This is a genomic window from Acinetobacter sp. Marseille-Q1623, assembly GCF_902809895.1.
In the GTDB taxonomy this organism is placed as follows: domain Bacteria; phylum Pseudomonadota; class Gammaproteobacteria; order Pseudomonadales; family Moraxellaceae; genus Acinetobacter; species Acinetobacter piscicola_A.
This window is the reverse complement of sequence record NZ_CADDWG010000001.1, coordinates 987,877-1,003,152: the sequence shown is the minus strand read 5'-3', so window position 1 is coordinate 1,003,152 and position 15,276 is coordinate 987,877. Positions and strand designations below refer to the sequence as shown.

Genomic DNA, 15,276 nt, shown 5'->3' with positions numbered 1-15,276 from the left:
AAGTGTATCGTGCCACAAATGGTCGTTGAATATTCAGACAATATTAAAGCGCTGAATCAGCAAGATTTGATGTTAAATTTAAACCATGCTTTGTTTGATACAGGTTTAATTGATCATCCTTTTAATATCAAGACACGTATTCGTGCCAATCAAGATTTTTTAATTGGTTTTGGTGACAATCATCAAGCGTATATTCATGTGCGTTTAGGCATTCTGACAGGGCGTACCTTAGAACAACGTCAACGGATGTCTGCACAATTATTGGCATGTTTAAAAGATTTTGACCAATATCAAGCATCAGGCTTAGAAATTCAATTATGTGTGGAAATCGCTGAAATGCCAAAAGAAGTGTATGGAAAAATCAGTGTGTTAAAATAGAAGTAATATCATGTTAAAGAGATTTAATTTTTAAATCTCTTTTGATCCAATGATCGTTAATGATCGTCACTCGATCAAATACGAAAAATGATCTAAAGAATAGACAAAGCGATCGAATTTAAAATGAACATATAAAAAAGGAATATGATTGCTCATATTCCTTTTATCTGTTGCTGTTGTGGCGATATTAGAAATTATATTCCATTCCCACACCAACTACAGTTTTCTTGTCTTCGGCTTTCCAGTCGTGTTTTTGCTGTGCTAAAACACCATAAAAACGAGTTTGTTTGTTGAAGTTATAGTCTACGCCAACACCATATTGATCAATGGTGCGGTCAGTCATGCCATCTGCTGTGGTTTCAGCAGATTGATACTGTGCTTTCAATGTGACAGGTGTTTCAGGAATTGTATAACCAGCAGTAATTGCCCACGCTTTTTCTTCAGCAGATGCAGCTTCAGGTTTAAGTTTAGCAGCAGTCAATGCAGCAGCAGAAGGTGAATCAGAGAGTTCAGCGTGTTGCCATAAAGCGCCAAACACTAGACCTTTTGCACCTAAAGCACCGAGGTCTAATGATCCTGTTACACGGTAAGCATCAGATTCAACATCTTTTAAGCTAAGTGCAGCATAATCACCTGGTACAGCAAAGTTACCTGCAATTGCAGCAGCTAAACCGATCTCTTTATTTTCGTAAGAAATCGAAGTAGAAATGCCACTGAAACTATCATTTTCTTTTGTTGTGTATTCAGTAGAATTGTGTTCGCCAACTTGTGCCATTAGATTGAACTGTAAGCCTGGAACGATTAAATTTTTATCCGTTTCAAAGCCTACTACATTTTTAAGACGCTCTTCACCATGCATGGTTTTGGTAATGTCTAAGTTTGTGTCATCATTAAAGATATCTTGGTACTTGCCCGCAGCAGTTTTGAAATAAGAATCGTAGTTACCTGCTTTTACTGTACCGATGTCTTTAAATTTAAGACCTAAAAAACGGTTACGTGCGCTCCAATCTGTATCCGAACCTGAACCATCTGTAGAGACAGCCCATTCTGCTTGGTATACTGCTGCAATACGATCTGTTAATGCTTCTTCGCCTTTAACCCCGATACGTGAAGCATTTGAATTTAATTGGGTTTCATCATTATCAGCAAAATCATAATTTTGAACTTGGTTTAACGAAACATTGAGCTTACCGTACAATGTTGGCGCTGCTTGCGCTGCGCTTAAGCCGAATGATGCAACTGCGGCAGCGAGTAGCACTTTTTTCATTGAGATTTCTCCAAATCAGTTCTGTCGGGCATGGCCCTGTCACTTTTTTATACTCAGTAAGTAAGAAACAAATCTTTACGATACTTACTAACTTGGGTGCAGTATCTGCAAACTTTGTTACAAATGGGTGAAGAGGAGATGACATTTTGATGACGATGCTAAGAACAGAATGAAAAAGAGCTGAATGAATGGAAGTTATTTTGGTCACAATAAAAAAAAAATGAGGCTTTAAAAGCCTCATTGAGGTGTTGCGATTTAGTCTTTATTTTTAAATTTTTTAAAGCGCAGCTTTGATTTTTTCTGCAAAGGCTTTGATTTTTTCTTGATCGCCCATTTGTGCTGCATGCTTGCCAAGTTCATGTACTGAGCTTGGAATGAGGTGGAAGTGCACATGTGGCACGGTCTGACCAGCGGCCTCTCCTGAAAGCTGCATGAGTACAATTCCTTTGAGGTCTAATGCCTTTTTCATGGCATTGGCAACTTTTTGTACCACTTGAATAGTGTATGCTGCCGCATCAGGTGGTAGATCAAGTAATGTCACGGCTGGGGTTTTAGGAATGACTAAAGTATGACCATCGGCTTGTGGCATAATATCCATAAATGCCAGCACTTGTTCGTCTTCGTAGACTTTGATAGCAGGAAGTTCACCACGTAAAATTCGTGCAAAAATATTTTGATCATCGTAAGCCATTTTAAATTCCTTGCTTATGCGGTTTAAACTGTGAATGTGTCTATCATAGCGTTATTTACAGTTTAATTCTTTTTGACGCGCAGCAATTTGATCTAACTTTTGTTGTTCTTTGTCAGAAAACTTAGGTTTTGAAGTAAAACAATTTTCATTGCCAAATTTTGCTTTTGCTTCAGGATCTTTGAAGCAGAAACCTTTTGATGCATAAATGACATTATAGTCATCTTGCAATTTTTTACACTCTTGTGCGTTATCTGCTGCAAAAGTATAAGAACCGATCAACATACTAGTAAATGTAAAGGCTGTAACGAACAACTTTTTCATGAGTTTACCTCAATTGGACATATTGGATTGTCACTTGTATCATTTAGATTATAGGGGACAATCTTTGTTTTTCAATGGCGAAAAATTATTCATGTGTAATTTTAATTCATATTTCATTCATATATTTAATATCAGGGCTTAAAGACGAGTCATTTTGACTCAGTAAAGCATTATTGATGTTCATCTCACGATTTTAGTCATGGAATTTTCAATATGAAAAAGCATGCGTTAGTGCGCGCATGCTCTTTAAAATTATTTGTGTTGAATCTTTAATTAATCGCTTAATTATTCTAAAGTGATGTTACTCCATGATTCATAGAGTTTAATCGCAGTTGAAAAGTCACTATTCGGTTCAGCTAAAGCATTTGCAGCTTGGATCAAACTTTGGGTTAAGCCAATCACAGGGGCTGAAAGTTTTGCTTCTCGCACTAAATCGATTGCAATACCAGTATCTTTAGCTAAAAGTGGTAGGGCAAACGTCAGTGGAAACTCACGGTTTAAAATCCGTTGAGGTAAAGCTGTTTCAGTAACACCACTTTTACCACTCGAGGCATTAATACAGGCTAATGCTTCATTTAAATTTACCCCATGTGCTTTAAGGGTGGTAAACCCTTCTGCTGCAGCACAGAGATGAACAGCCATCATCATGTTGTTAATAGCTTTAACGGCAAAGCCTGCACCTGATCCACCCACGTGTTTGATCAATTGCCCCATAGCTTGCATGGCAGGTCGTGCCTGTTGAAAAGCATCTGAGTCGCCACCGACCATAAAAGTTAAAGTTGCATTTTCTGCACCAATGGTTTGCCCACTCACAGGCGCATCTAGGAAATGAACACCTTGTGCAGCCAAGTGTAAAGCTTGTGCTTTGGCTGCTTCAGGTACACCACTGGTACAGTCTACCCAAATGCAGCCTTTTTTGAGTTGTACTTGCGCCAAAATAGCATCTACTTCCTGACTGGTCGGTAAGCAAGAAAAAATGACATCGGCTTGACTCGCTTGGCGTAAATCAACCGCTTGTGTGCCATATTCAGCTGCATGTTGCTTAGCTTTGTCATGATTTCTATTCCAAACATAGACCTCATTAAAATGTTTTGGTAAATGTGCTGCCATACGATAGCCCATTGCACCTAAGCCAATAAATGCAACTGATTGGATCATTGTTTAGTCCTTATATTGTGTTGAACGTTTATCTAACCATTGGGCAAGCATCGGCCAAAATTCTTCCGCACTTTTTTGACTCGACATTAAGCCTAAATGCCCACCCGGAATTAGAGTAAACGTGACATCATTGCTGTTTGTCAATTCGCTCAAAGGCTTAACAGAGGCTGCAGTGACCATTTGGTCATTTTTTCCAGCACCAATTAAAAGTGAACAATCAATGTTCTTTAGCTCAATGGTGTGTTGCTTTAAACGGATTGCACCTGTTTTTAACGGATTTTGCAGCCAAATATTAAACAACATGTCTTGATTAACCCCCCCTGGATAATCAATCATATGGTTTAAAAAATTGCCCAAAGTTGCATGCTCGTATAGTAATTTTTCATCGTCTAGGTTGAGTAACAGTTGTTTATGACCTTCGTACCAACCTTTGGGATCTAAAATTTTAAAACCAATGGCGTTTAAAATACCTGGTGTGTGTAAGATCCTTTTAGGAATGATGCCATGATAAATCGATTGTTGAATTTTATGATTTTTAGATAAAAGTATATTGATTTTTTTATAAAGTTTACCAATGCCACCTGAGGAGTAACTGTCAATCGGACTGCCTAAAACAATCAGATTTTTGACATAATTGGGCTGTCTTAACGCCGTATATAACAAGACAAAAATCCCTGCCATACTCCAACCATGCAAAGAAATTTGTTCACTTTTAGAATGCGTGCGAATTTGGTCAATACAATACGGAATTGCTTCATCGATAAAATTTAAAAAATTGAGATTGCGATGTTTATAGTTAAGTTTACCCCAATCTAATAAATAGACATCAAAACCTTGTTCGGTAAAGTATTTAATTAAAGAACGATAAGGATAAAGGTCATAAATAGACATGTTGATTGCAAGTGGTGCAACAAATACTAAGGGTTCTAAGTATTTGCGTTCAGTTGCGGCATAAAAGCGAATTTTAGCCTGCTTGTGGTGACCAATGATTTCATAAGGCGTGGTTTGCGATAAAACTAGTGATTTACCTTTGAAAATGCGTCTAGATAAATTTTTAATTTTGCTCGAACGGACTTGAGAATTACTCGTTAATTGTTCCATAAGGCGGTTTAGTCCAGAAATCATAAAAGTTTGATTGAAGTCTAAGCGATAATTTCACATTATACCTTGACCTTAAATACACTAGACGCTCAAAATATTAGCAATACTTTACAAAGGCAGTGGATCACTGAATTTAACATGAGCCAACAAGACGAGATAGAATACCAACTGGATACATTAGCAATTCGTACAGGACATACACGTAGTTTTGAAGGTGAGCATAGCGAGCCAATTTTCCTGACATCGTCTTTTGTATGTGAAAATGCGGCTGATGCTGCGGCTAAATTTTCTGGACAAATTGAAGGAAACACCTATTCTCGTTATACCAATCCAACGGTACAAGCATTTGAAAAACGTCTAGCCGTTTTAGATGGTGCGGAACGTGCAGTGGCAACAAGTTCAGGTATGGCTGCGGTACATGCAGTCTGTATGGCGTATCTTAAGGCAGGCGATCATGTGATTTGTTCACGTGCTGTGTTTGGCTCAATTATTTCTTTATTTGAAAAATACGTTGTTAAATTTGCTGTAGACGTGACATTTGTAGACTTAGAAGATTTAGAAGGTTGGAAACAAGCTGTTCGTCCAAATACACGGTTAATTTTTATCGAAACGCCATCTAACCCATTGGCACAAGTGGGTGATATGCAAGCGATTGCGGATATTGCTCATGAACATGGTGCTTTATTTGCCGTGGACAATACGTTCTGTACACCTGTATTACAACAACCTATTAAATTTGGTGCAGATTTGATCGTCTATTCATCAACAAAATATATTGATGGGCAAGGTCGTGCGCTAGGTGGTGCAGTTGTTGGTAAAGACAAACTTGTTGAAGAAATTAATGGCGTAATTCGTACATTAGGTAACTCAATGAGTCCATTTAATGCGTGGATTTTCTTAAAAGGTTTAGAAACCCTCAGTCTACGTATGAAAGCACATTGCGAAAGTGCACAAAAACTTGCAGAATGGCTCGATGCACATCCAAAAGTTGAAAAAGTGTATTACGCAGGTTTACCTAACCATGCAGGTCATAACTTGGCTAAAAAACAACAATCAGGCTTTGGTGGTGTAGTCTCATTTGTGGTGAAGGGCGAGCGTCAGGGGGCTTGGACTGTGATTGATCACACTCGTTTCTTGTCGATCACCAGTAACTTGGGCGATGTAAAATCGACCATTACCCATCCAGCAACCACCTCACATGGTAGAATGTCAGATGAAGCGAAACAAGCCGCAGGCATTGTAGAAGGTTTAATCCGTGTATCTGTAGGTTTGGAAAACATTGATGATATTATCGGTGACCTTTCTCGTGGCTTAGATTTAATTTAGAATCTACTTGAATGAAAAAATACTCAAGTCTACATGTTCGGTGGAGACTTGAGTCATGAAAATTTAAACCACTTTATGTTCGGAGAATTTTATGAACATTAATATGCTCATGCAGCAAGCTCAACGCATGCAAAAAGATATGGAAAACAATGTCAAAAAGGCAAAAGAAGAACTTGCTCAAACTGAGGTTCATGCCGAAGCTGGTGGTGGTTTAGTCAAAGTGACAATGACTTGTCGCAATGTGGTAAAACGTATTGAAATTAGTCCTGAACTTTTACAAGACGATGCTGACATGATTGAAGATTTGATCGCTGCAGCAATGAATGATGCTGCACGTCAAGCGGAAGTCGTATCTGAAGCAAAAATGAAAGAAGCAAATGCAGGCATGGGTTTACCACCAGGTCTTGCAGGCATGTTCTAAGGATTGCTTAGGTGTTTAGTAACCGTTTTGATCAATTGGTACAAGCATTAAGAATATTGCCCAGTGTTGGACCAAAGTCGGCACAGCGTATGGCATTGCATTTGATTATGAAAAATAAAGAAGGTGCTGTGGCTTTGGCATCTGCTTTAAATGAAGCGACGTCTTATATTCATGAGTGTAGTATTTGTCATTCTTTAACTGAACATGAAATTTGTGATATTTGTCAGTCTACAGAACGCAACGATCAAATCCTTTGTGTGGTTGAGTCACCTGCGGATGTTATGGCAATAGAGCAAAGTGGCAGTTTTAAAGGGAAATATCACGTTTTAGGTGGGCATTTATCACCTTTAGATGGGATTGGACCTGAAGAAATAGGCATTCCTTATTTGGTACAAAGATTGGCAAATAACCCAATCCAAGAAGTGATTCTAGCGACCAATGCAACTGTTGAAGGACAAGCAACAGCACACTATTTGGTAGAAGCAACCAAGCATTTAGGGATACAAATGACCCGTATTGCACAGGGTGTACCTCAAGGTGGTGAGCTTGAATATGTCGACAGTCATACACTGAGTCAAGCTGTCCATAATCGGATGCAAATGAAATAAGCACATCATGTGCTTATTTTTTTAAACTTGATTTAGGGTTTATTTTGTTTGGTTTGAATCTTGTGCAAATATGTATAGGTCAAGCGAATAATTAATCCATTTTTCATCAGGTTATGCTTTAAATATAAATATTTACAATTACGATGCAGAATAGCTACTCAGAAAATGTAAATTTATGCCACGATGCAATTCAATCATGATAATGATTGTTTTCAAGTGATATTCAGATATAAATGGATTTATATAGGAATTAAGTGTTAAAAACTATTTTTCAAATACATTTGGTGTATTGATATTGCTGAAAAATATAGCTTTTGTTGTAAATTACTTTGAAAATATTATATTTATATTTTATATATTAAGGTAAAATCAACATTTTATTTAAATGTAACATCTTGACGCAAAACAGACATGTTTCAATTTATTCATCAGCAAAACGAACTCGACCATGTGATCCAATTAATGCGTCAGAGCTCTATTTATGGTCTCGACACTGAATTTATCAAAGTCGATACATTATGGCCAAAACTTGGCGTGTTCCAAATTAATGTCTGTGATCAAGTATTTTTACTTGATGGAACAACTTTAGATTTATCAGGTTTTTGGGCATCTATTTATCAGGCAGAGCAGAATGTATTTCATGCATGCAGTGAAGATATTGATCTGATTTATCATTATTCGCAAAAAAACTGTTTAGAAAATGTCTTTGATACACAAGTGGCCATGTCATTTTTAGGACATGGTTTGCAAGTCAGTTATCAGTCTGCATTGAAAACAGTTTTGGATATTGAAATTGATAAAGATCAAACGCGTTCAGACTGGCTAGCACGTCCTTTAACGGGCAAGCAAATGGATTATGCTGCAAATGATGTATTATATATTATGCAATTAGCAGATGATTTAAAGCAGCAATTGAACCGTAAAAATATCTATAATTGCGTGGTTGAAGATTGTAAAAATCTCACTTATGAAATTGCACAAGAAACACCAAAAGATAAATTATATACAGACATTGGTAACTATCGTCATTCACGTAAACAATTGATGCAATTACAACAATTAAGTTTGTGGCGTGAGGAATTGGCGAAAGCTTTAAATCAGCCAAGAAGCTTTATTTTAAAAAATTCGACCATGCATGATTTGGTAGAAAAAAATCCGAAAAACAATTTCCAGTTGTCTCAAAGCAAAGATATTCGTCCACATATTGTGCGTGAACATGGAAAAACGATTTTAGATTTATTAAAATTTTTACCCGATATGGATGAATGGCCATTACGTATAGCACGTCCAATCAAACATTCCTCACAGGAGGTTGCACAGACTGTGGAGAATTTAATTTTAAATGTCTCTACGGAAAAGCAAATTCCGAAAGAAGTCCTGATGCGTAAAAAATGGATGAATGCATTGTATCAGCACGTGGTTTTTCAACGTGATGAGCAGGATTTGCCCCGTTATTTATTGGGTTGGCGCTATGAGGCATTAACACAACCATTGCTTAAAATCTTGATGAATGACAAACAGTATCTTTCTATGCAAATGGAAGTTTTCCCATAAGCATATGTGGATTGAGTTAAAATAAATTGGTTAAAGAATTTACAAACAGCATAAAATAACGACTGATGCGTTAACAAACACTAATGTATCGGTTGTTTTTTTCATGTATGCTGTGTTTGAGTTTTAGTTACGCTGTTGAATAAAATGCATTGTGATATTTATAAGTCGAGCAAAAAAGATGAAATGTATCTTTATGTGGCTCGCCCAAATCATCCAAATGAAGCTGAAAATGCTGATCCACTTGACATTTTAGCTGAACCTTTGCGTGTTGCATTTGGTCGTGCAACGCATGTGATGCATTTGGAATTAAGTGAATCTCGTAAGTTAGCGCGTGTGAATGTTTTACATGTGTTAGATTCATTACAAACAAAAGGTTTCTTTATTCAAATGCCGCCAGAAGGTTTAATTAACCCAAATGCGGTTGAACCAGAGGGATTACGCGGTGCTTGAGCAGTTATCAGGAATATGGGCAAACTTCCTCAACCTATTTGATTCTATACCAGAAGACAATATTGCGATCACCGTCTATATTCTTGGGACACTGATTATTTTAAGGTGTTGGTATTCGATTGCAAAACGTCTACCTTCACCCCTGGGTGGGATTACATGGATTATTGTATTTGCTGTTATTGCAACGCCTACCATTTCAGAAGGACCTAATTCTGCAATTGCACCTGCATTTTTTGGATTGCTTTTTGGGATACTGACCAAAGATTCTCCATTAATTTGGTCAAATGTTGCACTGATTGTTTTTGTCATCGGTATCGGCTTAGTGCTCGGCTTTTTTTGGTCGAAATACCAAGCAAATAAAAATTTAATGCAAAAAACAACGTCAACGAAGAACACATCACCACTTTAAATAAAAAATAAAGGTTTATTATGTCTGTGGAAGCACAACAATTTACAGGGACAGCGCAATATATTGCGACTGATAGTTTGAAACTTGCAGTCAAAGCAGCACGTGCGTTGCAAAAGCCGCTTTTGGTGAAAGGTGAGCCAGGTACAGGGAAAACCTTATTGGCTGAACAAGTGGCTGAGAGTTTAGGTCTTAAACTCATTACTTGGCATATTAAATCGACTACCAAAGCGCAGCAAGGTTTATATGAATATGATGCTGTATCACGTCTGCGTGATAGTCAACTCGGGGATGACCGTGTTTATGACATCAAAAACTATATTAAACCCGGTAAGTTGTGGGAAGCATTTACCAGTGAAGAACGTTGTGTTTTATTGATTGATGAAATTGATAAAGCAGATATCGAATTTCCAAATGACTTGTTGCATGAACTCGACAAAATGTCGTTCTTTGTTTATGAAACAGGGGAAACGATTACAGCAACTCAACGTCCAATCGTGATCATCACTTCAAATAATGAAAAAGAACTTCCAGATGCATTCTTGCGTCGTTGTTTCTTCCATTATATTGAATTCCCTGATGAAGCAACCATGCGTGAAATTATTGCAGTGCATTTCCCGAAAATTTCATCGACTTTGGTGACTGAAGCTTTACAAGTTTTCTTTAAATTACGTCAAGTGCCTGGTTTGAAAAAACCACCTTCAACGTCTGAGTTGATTGATTGGTTAAGTTTACTCATGGCAGATGATATGCCAGAAGATGTATTGCGTAATCATGATAAATCGAAAGCCATTCCACCTTTATATGGTGCGCTGATTAAAAACGAACAAGATGTGCAATTGCTTGAACGTTTAGCCTTTATGTCGCGTCGTTAATAGGGGGATCGCCAAATGTTTGTGCGATTATTTTATACCCTACGAAAATATGGTGTTCCTGTCTCAACACGTGAATTGATTGATCTCAATCAAGCCATTGCGGCAGGTCTCGTCTTTGCCAATCAAGATGATTTTTATCAACTCGTGAAAACAGTCATGGTCAAAGATGAGCGATTCTTTGATAAGTTTGATCGTGCAATGAAGGATTATTTCGAGGGGATTCAAACCTTTGATATCGATGATTTGCTGAGTAAAGTTCAAAATTTACCGAAAGATTGGTTTGATTTAGAACTGCTTGAAAAGCATTTAACACCTGAACAACGTGCGGAGTTGATGAAAGCGGGTTCATTAGAAGAATTGATGAAAATGCTAGAAGAGCGTTTACGCGAACAGCATAAAAAACATCAAGGTGGTAACCGCATGGTGGGTACAGGCGGTACATCACCGTTTGGTGCATTTGGGGATCATCCCGAAGGTGTGCGGATTGGTGGTCCAAGTCGGAAAAACTCAGCCGTTAAGGTATGGGAACAGCGTAAATATCAAAATTTGGATGATGAACAAATCTTAGGTACACGTCAAATGCAAATGGCTTTGCGTCGTCTACGGAAATTTGCTCGTCAAGGTGCAGCTGAAGAACTGGATATTAACAGTACCATTTATGAAACTGCTAAACAGGGAATTTTAGATGTGCAAATGATCCCTGAGCGCCGTAATCGCATCAAAGTGTTAATGCTGTTTGATGTCGGTGGATCGATGGATTCTCATATTGCACAGTGTGAAAAACTATTTAGTGCTGCTAAAACTGAGTTTAAAACGCTGGAATATTTTTATTTCCATAACTGTTTATATGATTATGTATGGAAAGATAATTTTCGCCGTTCATCTACTAAAATGAATACATGGGATTTATTGAATACCTATGGCAACGATTATCGTGTCATCGTGGTAGGTGATGCCAGTATGGCACCTTATGAGTTGAAGTCAGTAGGTGGTTCGGTTGAGTATATGAATGATGAGGCAGGCGATGTGTGGTTACGCCGCTTACGCAATCATTTTGAAAAAACGGCGTGGCTCAATCCAGAACAAGAAAATTATTGGCATTATACGCAAACGATTGGTTGGATTAAGCAAATCTTTGATGATCATATGTATCCGATGACTTTGAAGGGTATTGAAGATTTGACGAAATACTTATCCCGTTAGTTATAAAAAATATTTATAATTTCTGTTTGAATTGAAACTGATTGATGATCTGAGGAATGAAATGACACATCAAATAAATGGCATTGCTTTACCCAATGAAGATGGCTTTTTTGGTGAATACGGCGGTCAATTTATTCCACCCCATTTAAAACAAGCGATGGATGAAATTAATGTGGCGTATGAAGAAATTCGTCACACGGCTGAATTTCAAAATGAACTTGCTGATTTATTTGCGAATTATGTAGGTCGCCCAAGCCCTTTATTTCACGCGAAGCGTTTGTCTGATCAAATTGGCGGCGCACAGATTTACTTAAAGCGTGAGGATTTAAACCATACAGGCGCACACAAAATTAACCATTGTTTAGGTGAGGCTTTGCTTGCTAAATATATGGGTAAAAGCAAAGTGATTGCTGAAACAGGTGCAGGACAGCATGGTGTGGCTTTGGCAACTGCGTGTGCTTTAGTCGGGATTCCATGTGAAATTCATATGGGACAAGTGGATATTGAAAAAGAGCATCCAAACGTTGTTAAAATGAAAATTTTAGGCGCAAACCTGATTTCGGTAACGCGTGGTACAGCAACGTTAAAAGATGCGGTAGATAGTGCTTTTGAAGAATATTTAAAAGATCCGAAAAATTTCATTTATGCCATTGGTTCAGTAGTTGGTCCACATCCATTTCCAAAAATGGTACGTGATTTCCAAGCGATTATTGGTGATGAAATTAAAGTTCAAACCAATGCACGTTTTGGTACAAATCCTGACTATGTCGTGGCTTGTGTTGGTGGTGGTTCAAATGCAATGGGCGCATTCACTGCATTTTTAAATGAAGAAAATGTTAAATTGGTCGGAGTTGAGCCAGCAGGTCATGGCTTAGATACAGATATGCATTCGGCAACATTAACTTTAGGTAAACCAAGCCAGTTGCATGGTATGGCATGTTATGTGTTAGAGGATGAACAGGGTGAGCCTTTACCTGTACATTCAATTGCTTCAGGTTTGGACTATCCTGGCGTAGGTCCACAGCACAGCTTTTTAAAAGATTTAGGGCGTGTGGAATATTCCACAGCAACAGATCAAGAATGTTTAGATGCATTTATGACTTTGTCTCGTGTTGAAGGGATTGTGCCTGCTTTAGAAAGCTCACATGCAGTCGCTTGGGCAATACGTGAAGCTGCAAAAATGCCAAAAGATGTAAAAATTGTTGTCAATTTATCAGGTCGTGGCGATAAAGACGCAGACTTTGTTGCAGGGAAATTAGGTTTACACTAATTTTTACAGTTGATGCCATAAAAAACCTAGCTTAAGCTAGGTTTTTTATTACGATTTAAAAATTAACCTGAAATATATTGTCTTAATTGTTCGATCAGTTGTCGTTGATCTTCCATCGTTGCTTTTACAAGGTCACCAATAGAAACAAAACCGATTAATTCATCATTTTCAATCACAGGCAAATGACGTAAATGGCGATCGGTCATTAGACCTAGACATTCTTCTACCGTGTTATTACGTGTTACAGAAATCACTTTTGGTGTCATAATCTCTGCCACAGTGGTATGGTCAGAAGTACGTTGCATCAAAGCAATTTTACGCGTGTAATCACGTTCAGATAAGATGCCCACCACCTTTGTGTTTTCGGTAACCACTAATGCGCCAATGCCTTTATTTGCCATAATGGTAATGGCTTGCAAGACGGTATGTTCAGGCGAAATTGTAAAAATTTCTTGACCTATTTTATTATGAATCACTTGAGCAACTGTGGTCATCATTATTTTCCTTTTCGTTTTTATTGCACTCTTTTAACTTAGCTTTATTTTAAAAGAATGCAAATACTTTCTTATGACAATTGCAGAAAAAAACAATAGTTTGTTTAATCTTTCGTCAGGAAAAGCTTAAATTACAGATGATGGGCGCAAAATAAAAATTTTGAGTGCGAGGGGAAAGAAAATATTCATGCAATTTAAAATTAAATTGCATGAAATTGCATGGAATTATGAAAGAAAAAATGGTGCATTTGTAGCGTTGAAAGTTTGAATTTGCGACCTGATGAATTGAATAAAGCAGGTTTGACATTCAATCGTGTTAGGGTTGGTAGTAATGCTTCTTGAAAGTCTTTCGGTGTGATTTTCTTTGGGGTGTATTGTGGCCAATGTAAGCTAGCATATTGATATGCTTGCAAAGAATTTAACCAAAATGGAAAGAATATATCATTTTTGTCGGTCTTCATTGCCCAACCTTGATGATATAAGCCCCATAAAACACCACAGTACATCAGAGATTTAAGAATAGAAAGTTTAATTGTCAGTTCTTTAGAAATTGGTTGAAGAAGGATGTATTTTTTCATGATAAACAATCGAGTTTGATACAAGACTATTGTAAGTGATTCGGCTGTTATTTTGATGTAAGCTTGCTGTTAATTCGTAAACAAATATAAATAAAAAGGGGTGGCATTAAAAAACGCCACCTAAGTGACGTTTTGTTATGCTTGCATTGTGGCTAATTTTTGCCAATATTGTGCTTTTAAAGAATCACGTTCTACACGGAAACCTTGGAAATAAAGTTCTGCTAAGAACATTGCTGCTTTACCATGACCAGCTTTTGCTGCGTCTTCTAACTGTTTTACTGCATCTACAAAGTTCATTTCTGAATGGATCGTATTTACCGCATTTGCATAAACATGTTCTAAGTCATGTTGAGAAAGTTGATGAATCATATATAACTCCTTATTGTAATTATGATCATTAAGACCTCCCATGAGGTCTTTTACTAACACTACTAATTTAACTTCTCTTTATTAAACTAATATTACATTTTACTTAACTTGTCAACTATTTTGAGACACTAGATCGTATGGTTTATGATTACATGATTAAACAATAATCAAAAACAATTTTTATTAAAATCTATATAAGGAAGACGACTAAAAAGGAGAACAAATATGACACATATCATAGATGGTTTTAATTTTGATGTACCTCCGACTGAGTCTCAAATTGTTGCACTTGCTCAGTATCACCGCAAACAATTGGACGAAGCAATATTTCACCAAGAAATTCATTTAGGTAATTTTTGCTTAGCGCAAAGAAAGCGTGTGCATGATTATACACGAAATCTTGAACCTTTGCAAAAATTAGGATTTTATCGGGTTTACGATGGTGAATTACATCGTTTAGCAGATGATGATGATCTGCATCCCGCTGATGCAGAAGGTGGTGTCAGTGTATTTACAGTGTTTTTAGCCTTAGGAATTATTGCACTTATTTTATATTTTGCAGTGATTCGCTCAGTCTTAAACTAAATTATTTGGGCAAATGGAGTATCGCTTTTGCGGTGTAATATTGAGCCATATGATCATCAGGGTTATTTTACAGTAGCTTGTTGAATAACCCTTAATTTTGTGTGTATTTTATTGAAACACTGTATTTTTTATTGCCTCAGGATTAAACTACTTCTACATTCGAGGTAGTACATGCTCATATCAAAAGATCAAATTTTACATTTTAAATCCCATATAAACTT

At 37.2% G+C, this 15,276-nt stretch carries 19 protein-coding genes; 11 read left to right on the top strand and 8 right to left on the bottom strand.

Annotated features, from left to right (window positions below):
• The first annotated feature begins 18 nt into the window (after window positions 1–18).
• Window positions 19–378, top strand: coding sequence for a 5-carboxymethyl-2-hydroxymuconate Delta-isomerase (locus HUV91_RS04720; protein WP_218946259.1), 360 nt, complete (start codon window positions 19–21; stop codon window positions 376–378).
• A 187-nt stretch (window positions 379–565) separates the two neighbouring features.
• Here the strand turns inward: HUV91_RS04720 and HUV91_RS04715 are convergent, their stop codons facing one another.
• The 5 genes from HUV91_RS04715 to HUV91_RS04695 form a co-directional block, all read right to left on the bottom strand.
• Complete coding sequence (locus HUV91_RS04715) at window positions 566–1,645, bottom strand: porin (protein ID WP_174492691.1); 1,080 nt, start codon at window positions 1,643–1,645, stop codon at window positions 566–568.
• Window positions 1,646–1,922: 277 nt separating this feature from the next.
• On the bottom strand, window positions 1,923–2,336 hold the full coding sequence (locus tag HUV91_RS04710; RefSeq protein WP_130075191.1) for an HIT family protein: 414 nt from the start codon (window positions 2,334–2,336) through the stop codon (window positions 1,923–1,925).
• A 51-nt stretch (window positions 2,337–2,387) separates the two neighbouring features.
• The gene (locus tag HUV91_RS04705; protein ID WP_228257113.1) at window positions 2,388–2,618 is read right to left on the bottom strand and encodes a YARHG domain-containing protein; all 231 of its coding nucleotides are present in this window, start codon (window positions 2,616–2,618) and stop codon (window positions 2,388–2,390) included.
• Window positions 2,619–2,942: 324 nt separating this feature from the next.
• Window positions 2,943–3,815: an NAD(P)-dependent oxidoreductase gene (locus tag HUV91_RS04700; protein WP_130075189.1), complete on the bottom strand. Its 873-nt coding sequence runs from the start codon at window positions 3,813–3,815 to the stop codon at window positions 2,943–2,945.
• A 3-nt stretch (window positions 3,816–3,818) separates the two neighbouring features.
• Window positions 3,819–4,916, bottom strand: coding sequence for an alpha/beta fold hydrolase (locus tag HUV91_RS04695; protein ID WP_174492690.1), 1,098 nt, complete (start codon window positions 4,914–4,916; stop codon window positions 3,819–3,821).
• 138 nt (window positions 4,917–5,054) lie between these two features.
• On the opposite strand from HUV91_RS04695, the gene HUV91_RS04690 reads away from it, so the two are divergent.
• From HUV91_RS04690 to trpB, 9 genes are all read left to right on the top strand, one after another.
• Window positions 5,055–6,242, top strand: a complete 1,188-nt coding sequence (locus HUV91_RS04690; RefSeq protein WP_174492689.1) for an O-succinylhomoserine sulfhydrylase — start codon at window positions 5,055–5,057, stop codon at window positions 6,240–6,242.
• 91 nt (window positions 6,243–6,333) lie between these two features.
• Complete coding sequence (locus HUV91_RS04685) at window positions 6,334–6,663, top strand: YbaB/EbfC family nucleoid-associated protein (protein WP_130075186.1); 330 nt, start codon at window positions 6,334–6,336, stop codon at window positions 6,661–6,663.
• 11 nt (window positions 6,664–6,674) lie between these two features.
• The gene (recR, locus tag HUV91_RS04680; RefSeq protein WP_130075185.1) at window positions 6,675–7,271 is read left to right on the top strand and encodes a recombination mediator RecR; all 597 of its coding nucleotides are present in this window, start codon (window positions 6,675–6,677) and stop codon (window positions 7,269–7,271) included.
• Window positions 7,272–7,682: 411 nt separating this feature from the next.
• Complete coding sequence (locus HUV91_RS04675) at window positions 7,683–8,825, top strand: ribonuclease D (RefSeq protein WP_130075184.1); 1,143 nt, start codon at window positions 7,683–7,685, stop codon at window positions 8,823–8,825.
• Between the two features lie 144 nt (window positions 8,826–8,969).
• On the top strand, window positions 8,970–9,275 hold the full coding sequence (locus HUV91_RS04670) for a YcgL domain-containing protein (protein ID WP_174492688.1): 306 nt from the start codon (window positions 8,970–8,972) through the stop codon (window positions 9,273–9,275).
• A complete protein-coding gene (locus HUV91_RS04665) occupies window positions 9,268–9,684 on the top strand; it encodes a hypothetical protein (protein ID WP_228721835.1) in 417 nt (138 codons plus the stop codon). The genes HUV91_RS04670 and HUV91_RS04665 overlap by 8 nt, the downstream gene beginning before the upstream one ends.
• Before the next feature lie 20 nt (window positions 9,685–9,704).
• A complete protein-coding gene (locus HUV91_RS04660; protein WP_130075182.1) occupies window positions 9,705–10,556 on the top strand; it encodes an AAA family ATPase in 852 nt (283 codons plus the stop codon).
• A gap of 15 nt (window positions 10,557–10,571) precedes the next feature.
• Window positions 10,572–11,759, top strand: a complete 1,188-nt coding sequence (locus HUV91_RS04655; protein WP_174492686.1) for a vWA domain-containing protein — start codon at window positions 10,572–10,574, stop codon at window positions 11,757–11,759.
• Window positions 11,760–11,820: 61 nt separating this feature from the next.
• Window positions 11,821–13,029 (top strand): tryptophan synthase subunit beta, encoded by a 1,209-nt coding sequence (gene trpB, locus HUV91_RS04650; protein WP_130075180.1) that lies wholly within the window; start codon window positions 11,821–11,823, stop codon window positions 13,027–13,029.
• Between the two features lie 62 nt (window positions 13,030–13,091).
• Here the strand turns inward: trpB and HUV91_RS04645 are convergent, their stop codons facing one another.
• The 3 genes from HUV91_RS04645 to HUV91_RS04635 all read right to left on the bottom strand — a co-directional run bounded on the left by HUV91_RS04645 (window position 13,092) and on the right by HUV91_RS04635 (window position 14,470).
• Window positions 13,092–13,523 carry a CBS domain-containing protein gene (locus HUV91_RS04645; protein WP_130075210.1) on the bottom strand — a complete coding sequence of 144 codons (432 nt, stop codon included), beginning with the start codon at window positions 13,521–13,523 and terminating at the stop codon, window positions 13,092–13,094.
• A gap of 200 nt (window positions 13,524–13,723) precedes the next feature.
• Window positions 13,724–14,101 (bottom strand): DUF2750 domain-containing protein, encoded by a 378-nt coding sequence (locus HUV91_RS04640; RefSeq protein ID WP_130075179.1) that lies wholly within the window; start codon window positions 14,099–14,101, stop codon window positions 13,724–13,726.
• Between the two features lie 135 nt (window positions 14,102–14,236).
• On the bottom strand, window positions 14,237–14,470 hold the full coding sequence (locus HUV91_RS04635) for a hypothetical protein (RefSeq protein WP_130075178.1): 234 nt from the start codon (window positions 14,468–14,470) through the stop codon (window positions 14,237–14,239).
• Between the two features lie 225 nt (window positions 14,471–14,695).
• Here HUV91_RS04635 and HUV91_RS04630 point away from each other — a divergent pair, with 225 nt between their 5' ends.
• Complete coding sequence (locus HUV91_RS04630; protein ID WP_130075177.1) at window positions 14,696–15,055, top strand: hypothetical protein; 360 nt, start codon at window positions 14,696–14,698, stop codon at window positions 15,053–15,055.
• Window positions 15,056–15,276: the final 221 nt, after the last annotated feature.

Coding starts and splice junctions, on each gene's coding strand:
- HUV91_RS04700 (WP_130075189.1), bottom strand. CDS start 3,815: ATGATCCAATCAGTTGCATTTATTGGCTTAGGTGCAATGGGCTATCGT.
- HUV91_RS04670 (WP_174492688.1), top strand. CDS start 8,970: ATGCATTGTGATATTTATAAGTCGAGCAAAAAAGATGAAATGTATCTT.
- HUV91_RS04635 (WP_130075178.1), bottom strand. CDS start 14,470: ATGATTCATCAACTTTCTCAACATGACTTAGAACATGTTTATGCAAAT.
- HUV91_RS04630 (WP_130075177.1), top strand. CDS start 14,696: ATGACACATATCATAGATGGTTTTAATTTTGATGTACCTCCGACTGAG.
- HUV91_RS04685 (WP_130075186.1), top strand. CDS start 6,334: ATGAACATTAATATGCTCATGCAGCAAGCTCAACGCATGCAAAAAGAT.
- HUV91_RS04695 (WP_174492690.1), bottom strand. CDS start 4,916: ATGGAACAATTAACGAGTAATTCTCAAGTCCGTTCGAGCAAAATTAAA.
- HUV91_RS04655 (WP_174492686.1), top strand. CDS start 10,572: ATGTTTGTGCGATTATTTTATACCCTACGAAAATATGGTGTTCCTGTC.
- HUV91_RS04645 (WP_130075210.1), bottom strand. CDS start 13,523: ATGACCACAGTTGCTCAAGTGATTCATAATAAAATAGGTCAAGAAATT.
- HUV91_RS04640 (WP_130075179.1), bottom strand. CDS start 14,101: ATGAAAAAATACATCCTTCTTCAACCAATTTCTAAAGAACTGACAATT.
- HUV91_RS04705 (WP_228257113.1), bottom strand. CDS start 2,618: ATGTTGATCGGTTCTTATACTTTTGCAGCAGATAACGCACAAGAGTGT.
- HUV91_RS04720 (WP_218946259.1), top strand. CDS start 19: ATGGTCGTTGAATATTCAGACAATATTAAAGCGCTGAATCAGCAAGAT.
- HUV91_RS04690 (WP_174492689.1), top strand. CDS start 5,055: ATGAGCCAACAAGACGAGATAGAATACCAACTGGATACATTAGCAATT.
- HUV91_RS04710 (WP_130075191.1), bottom strand. CDS start 2,336: ATGGCTTACGATGATCAAAATATTTTTGCACGAATTTTACGTGGTGAA.
- trpB (WP_130075180.1), top strand. CDS start 11,821: ATGACACATCAAATAAATGGCATTGCTTTACCCAATGAAGATGGCTTT.
- HUV91_RS04660 (WP_130075182.1), top strand. CDS start 9,705: ATGTCTGTGGAAGCACAACAATTTACAGGGACAGCGCAATATATTGCG.
- HUV91_RS04675 (WP_130075184.1), top strand. CDS start 7,683: ATGTTTCAATTTATTCATCAGCAAAACGAACTCGACCATGTGATCCAA.
- HUV91_RS04715 (WP_174492691.1), bottom strand. CDS start 1,645: ATGAAAAAAGTGCTACTCGCTGCCGCAGTTGCATCATTCGGCTTAAGC.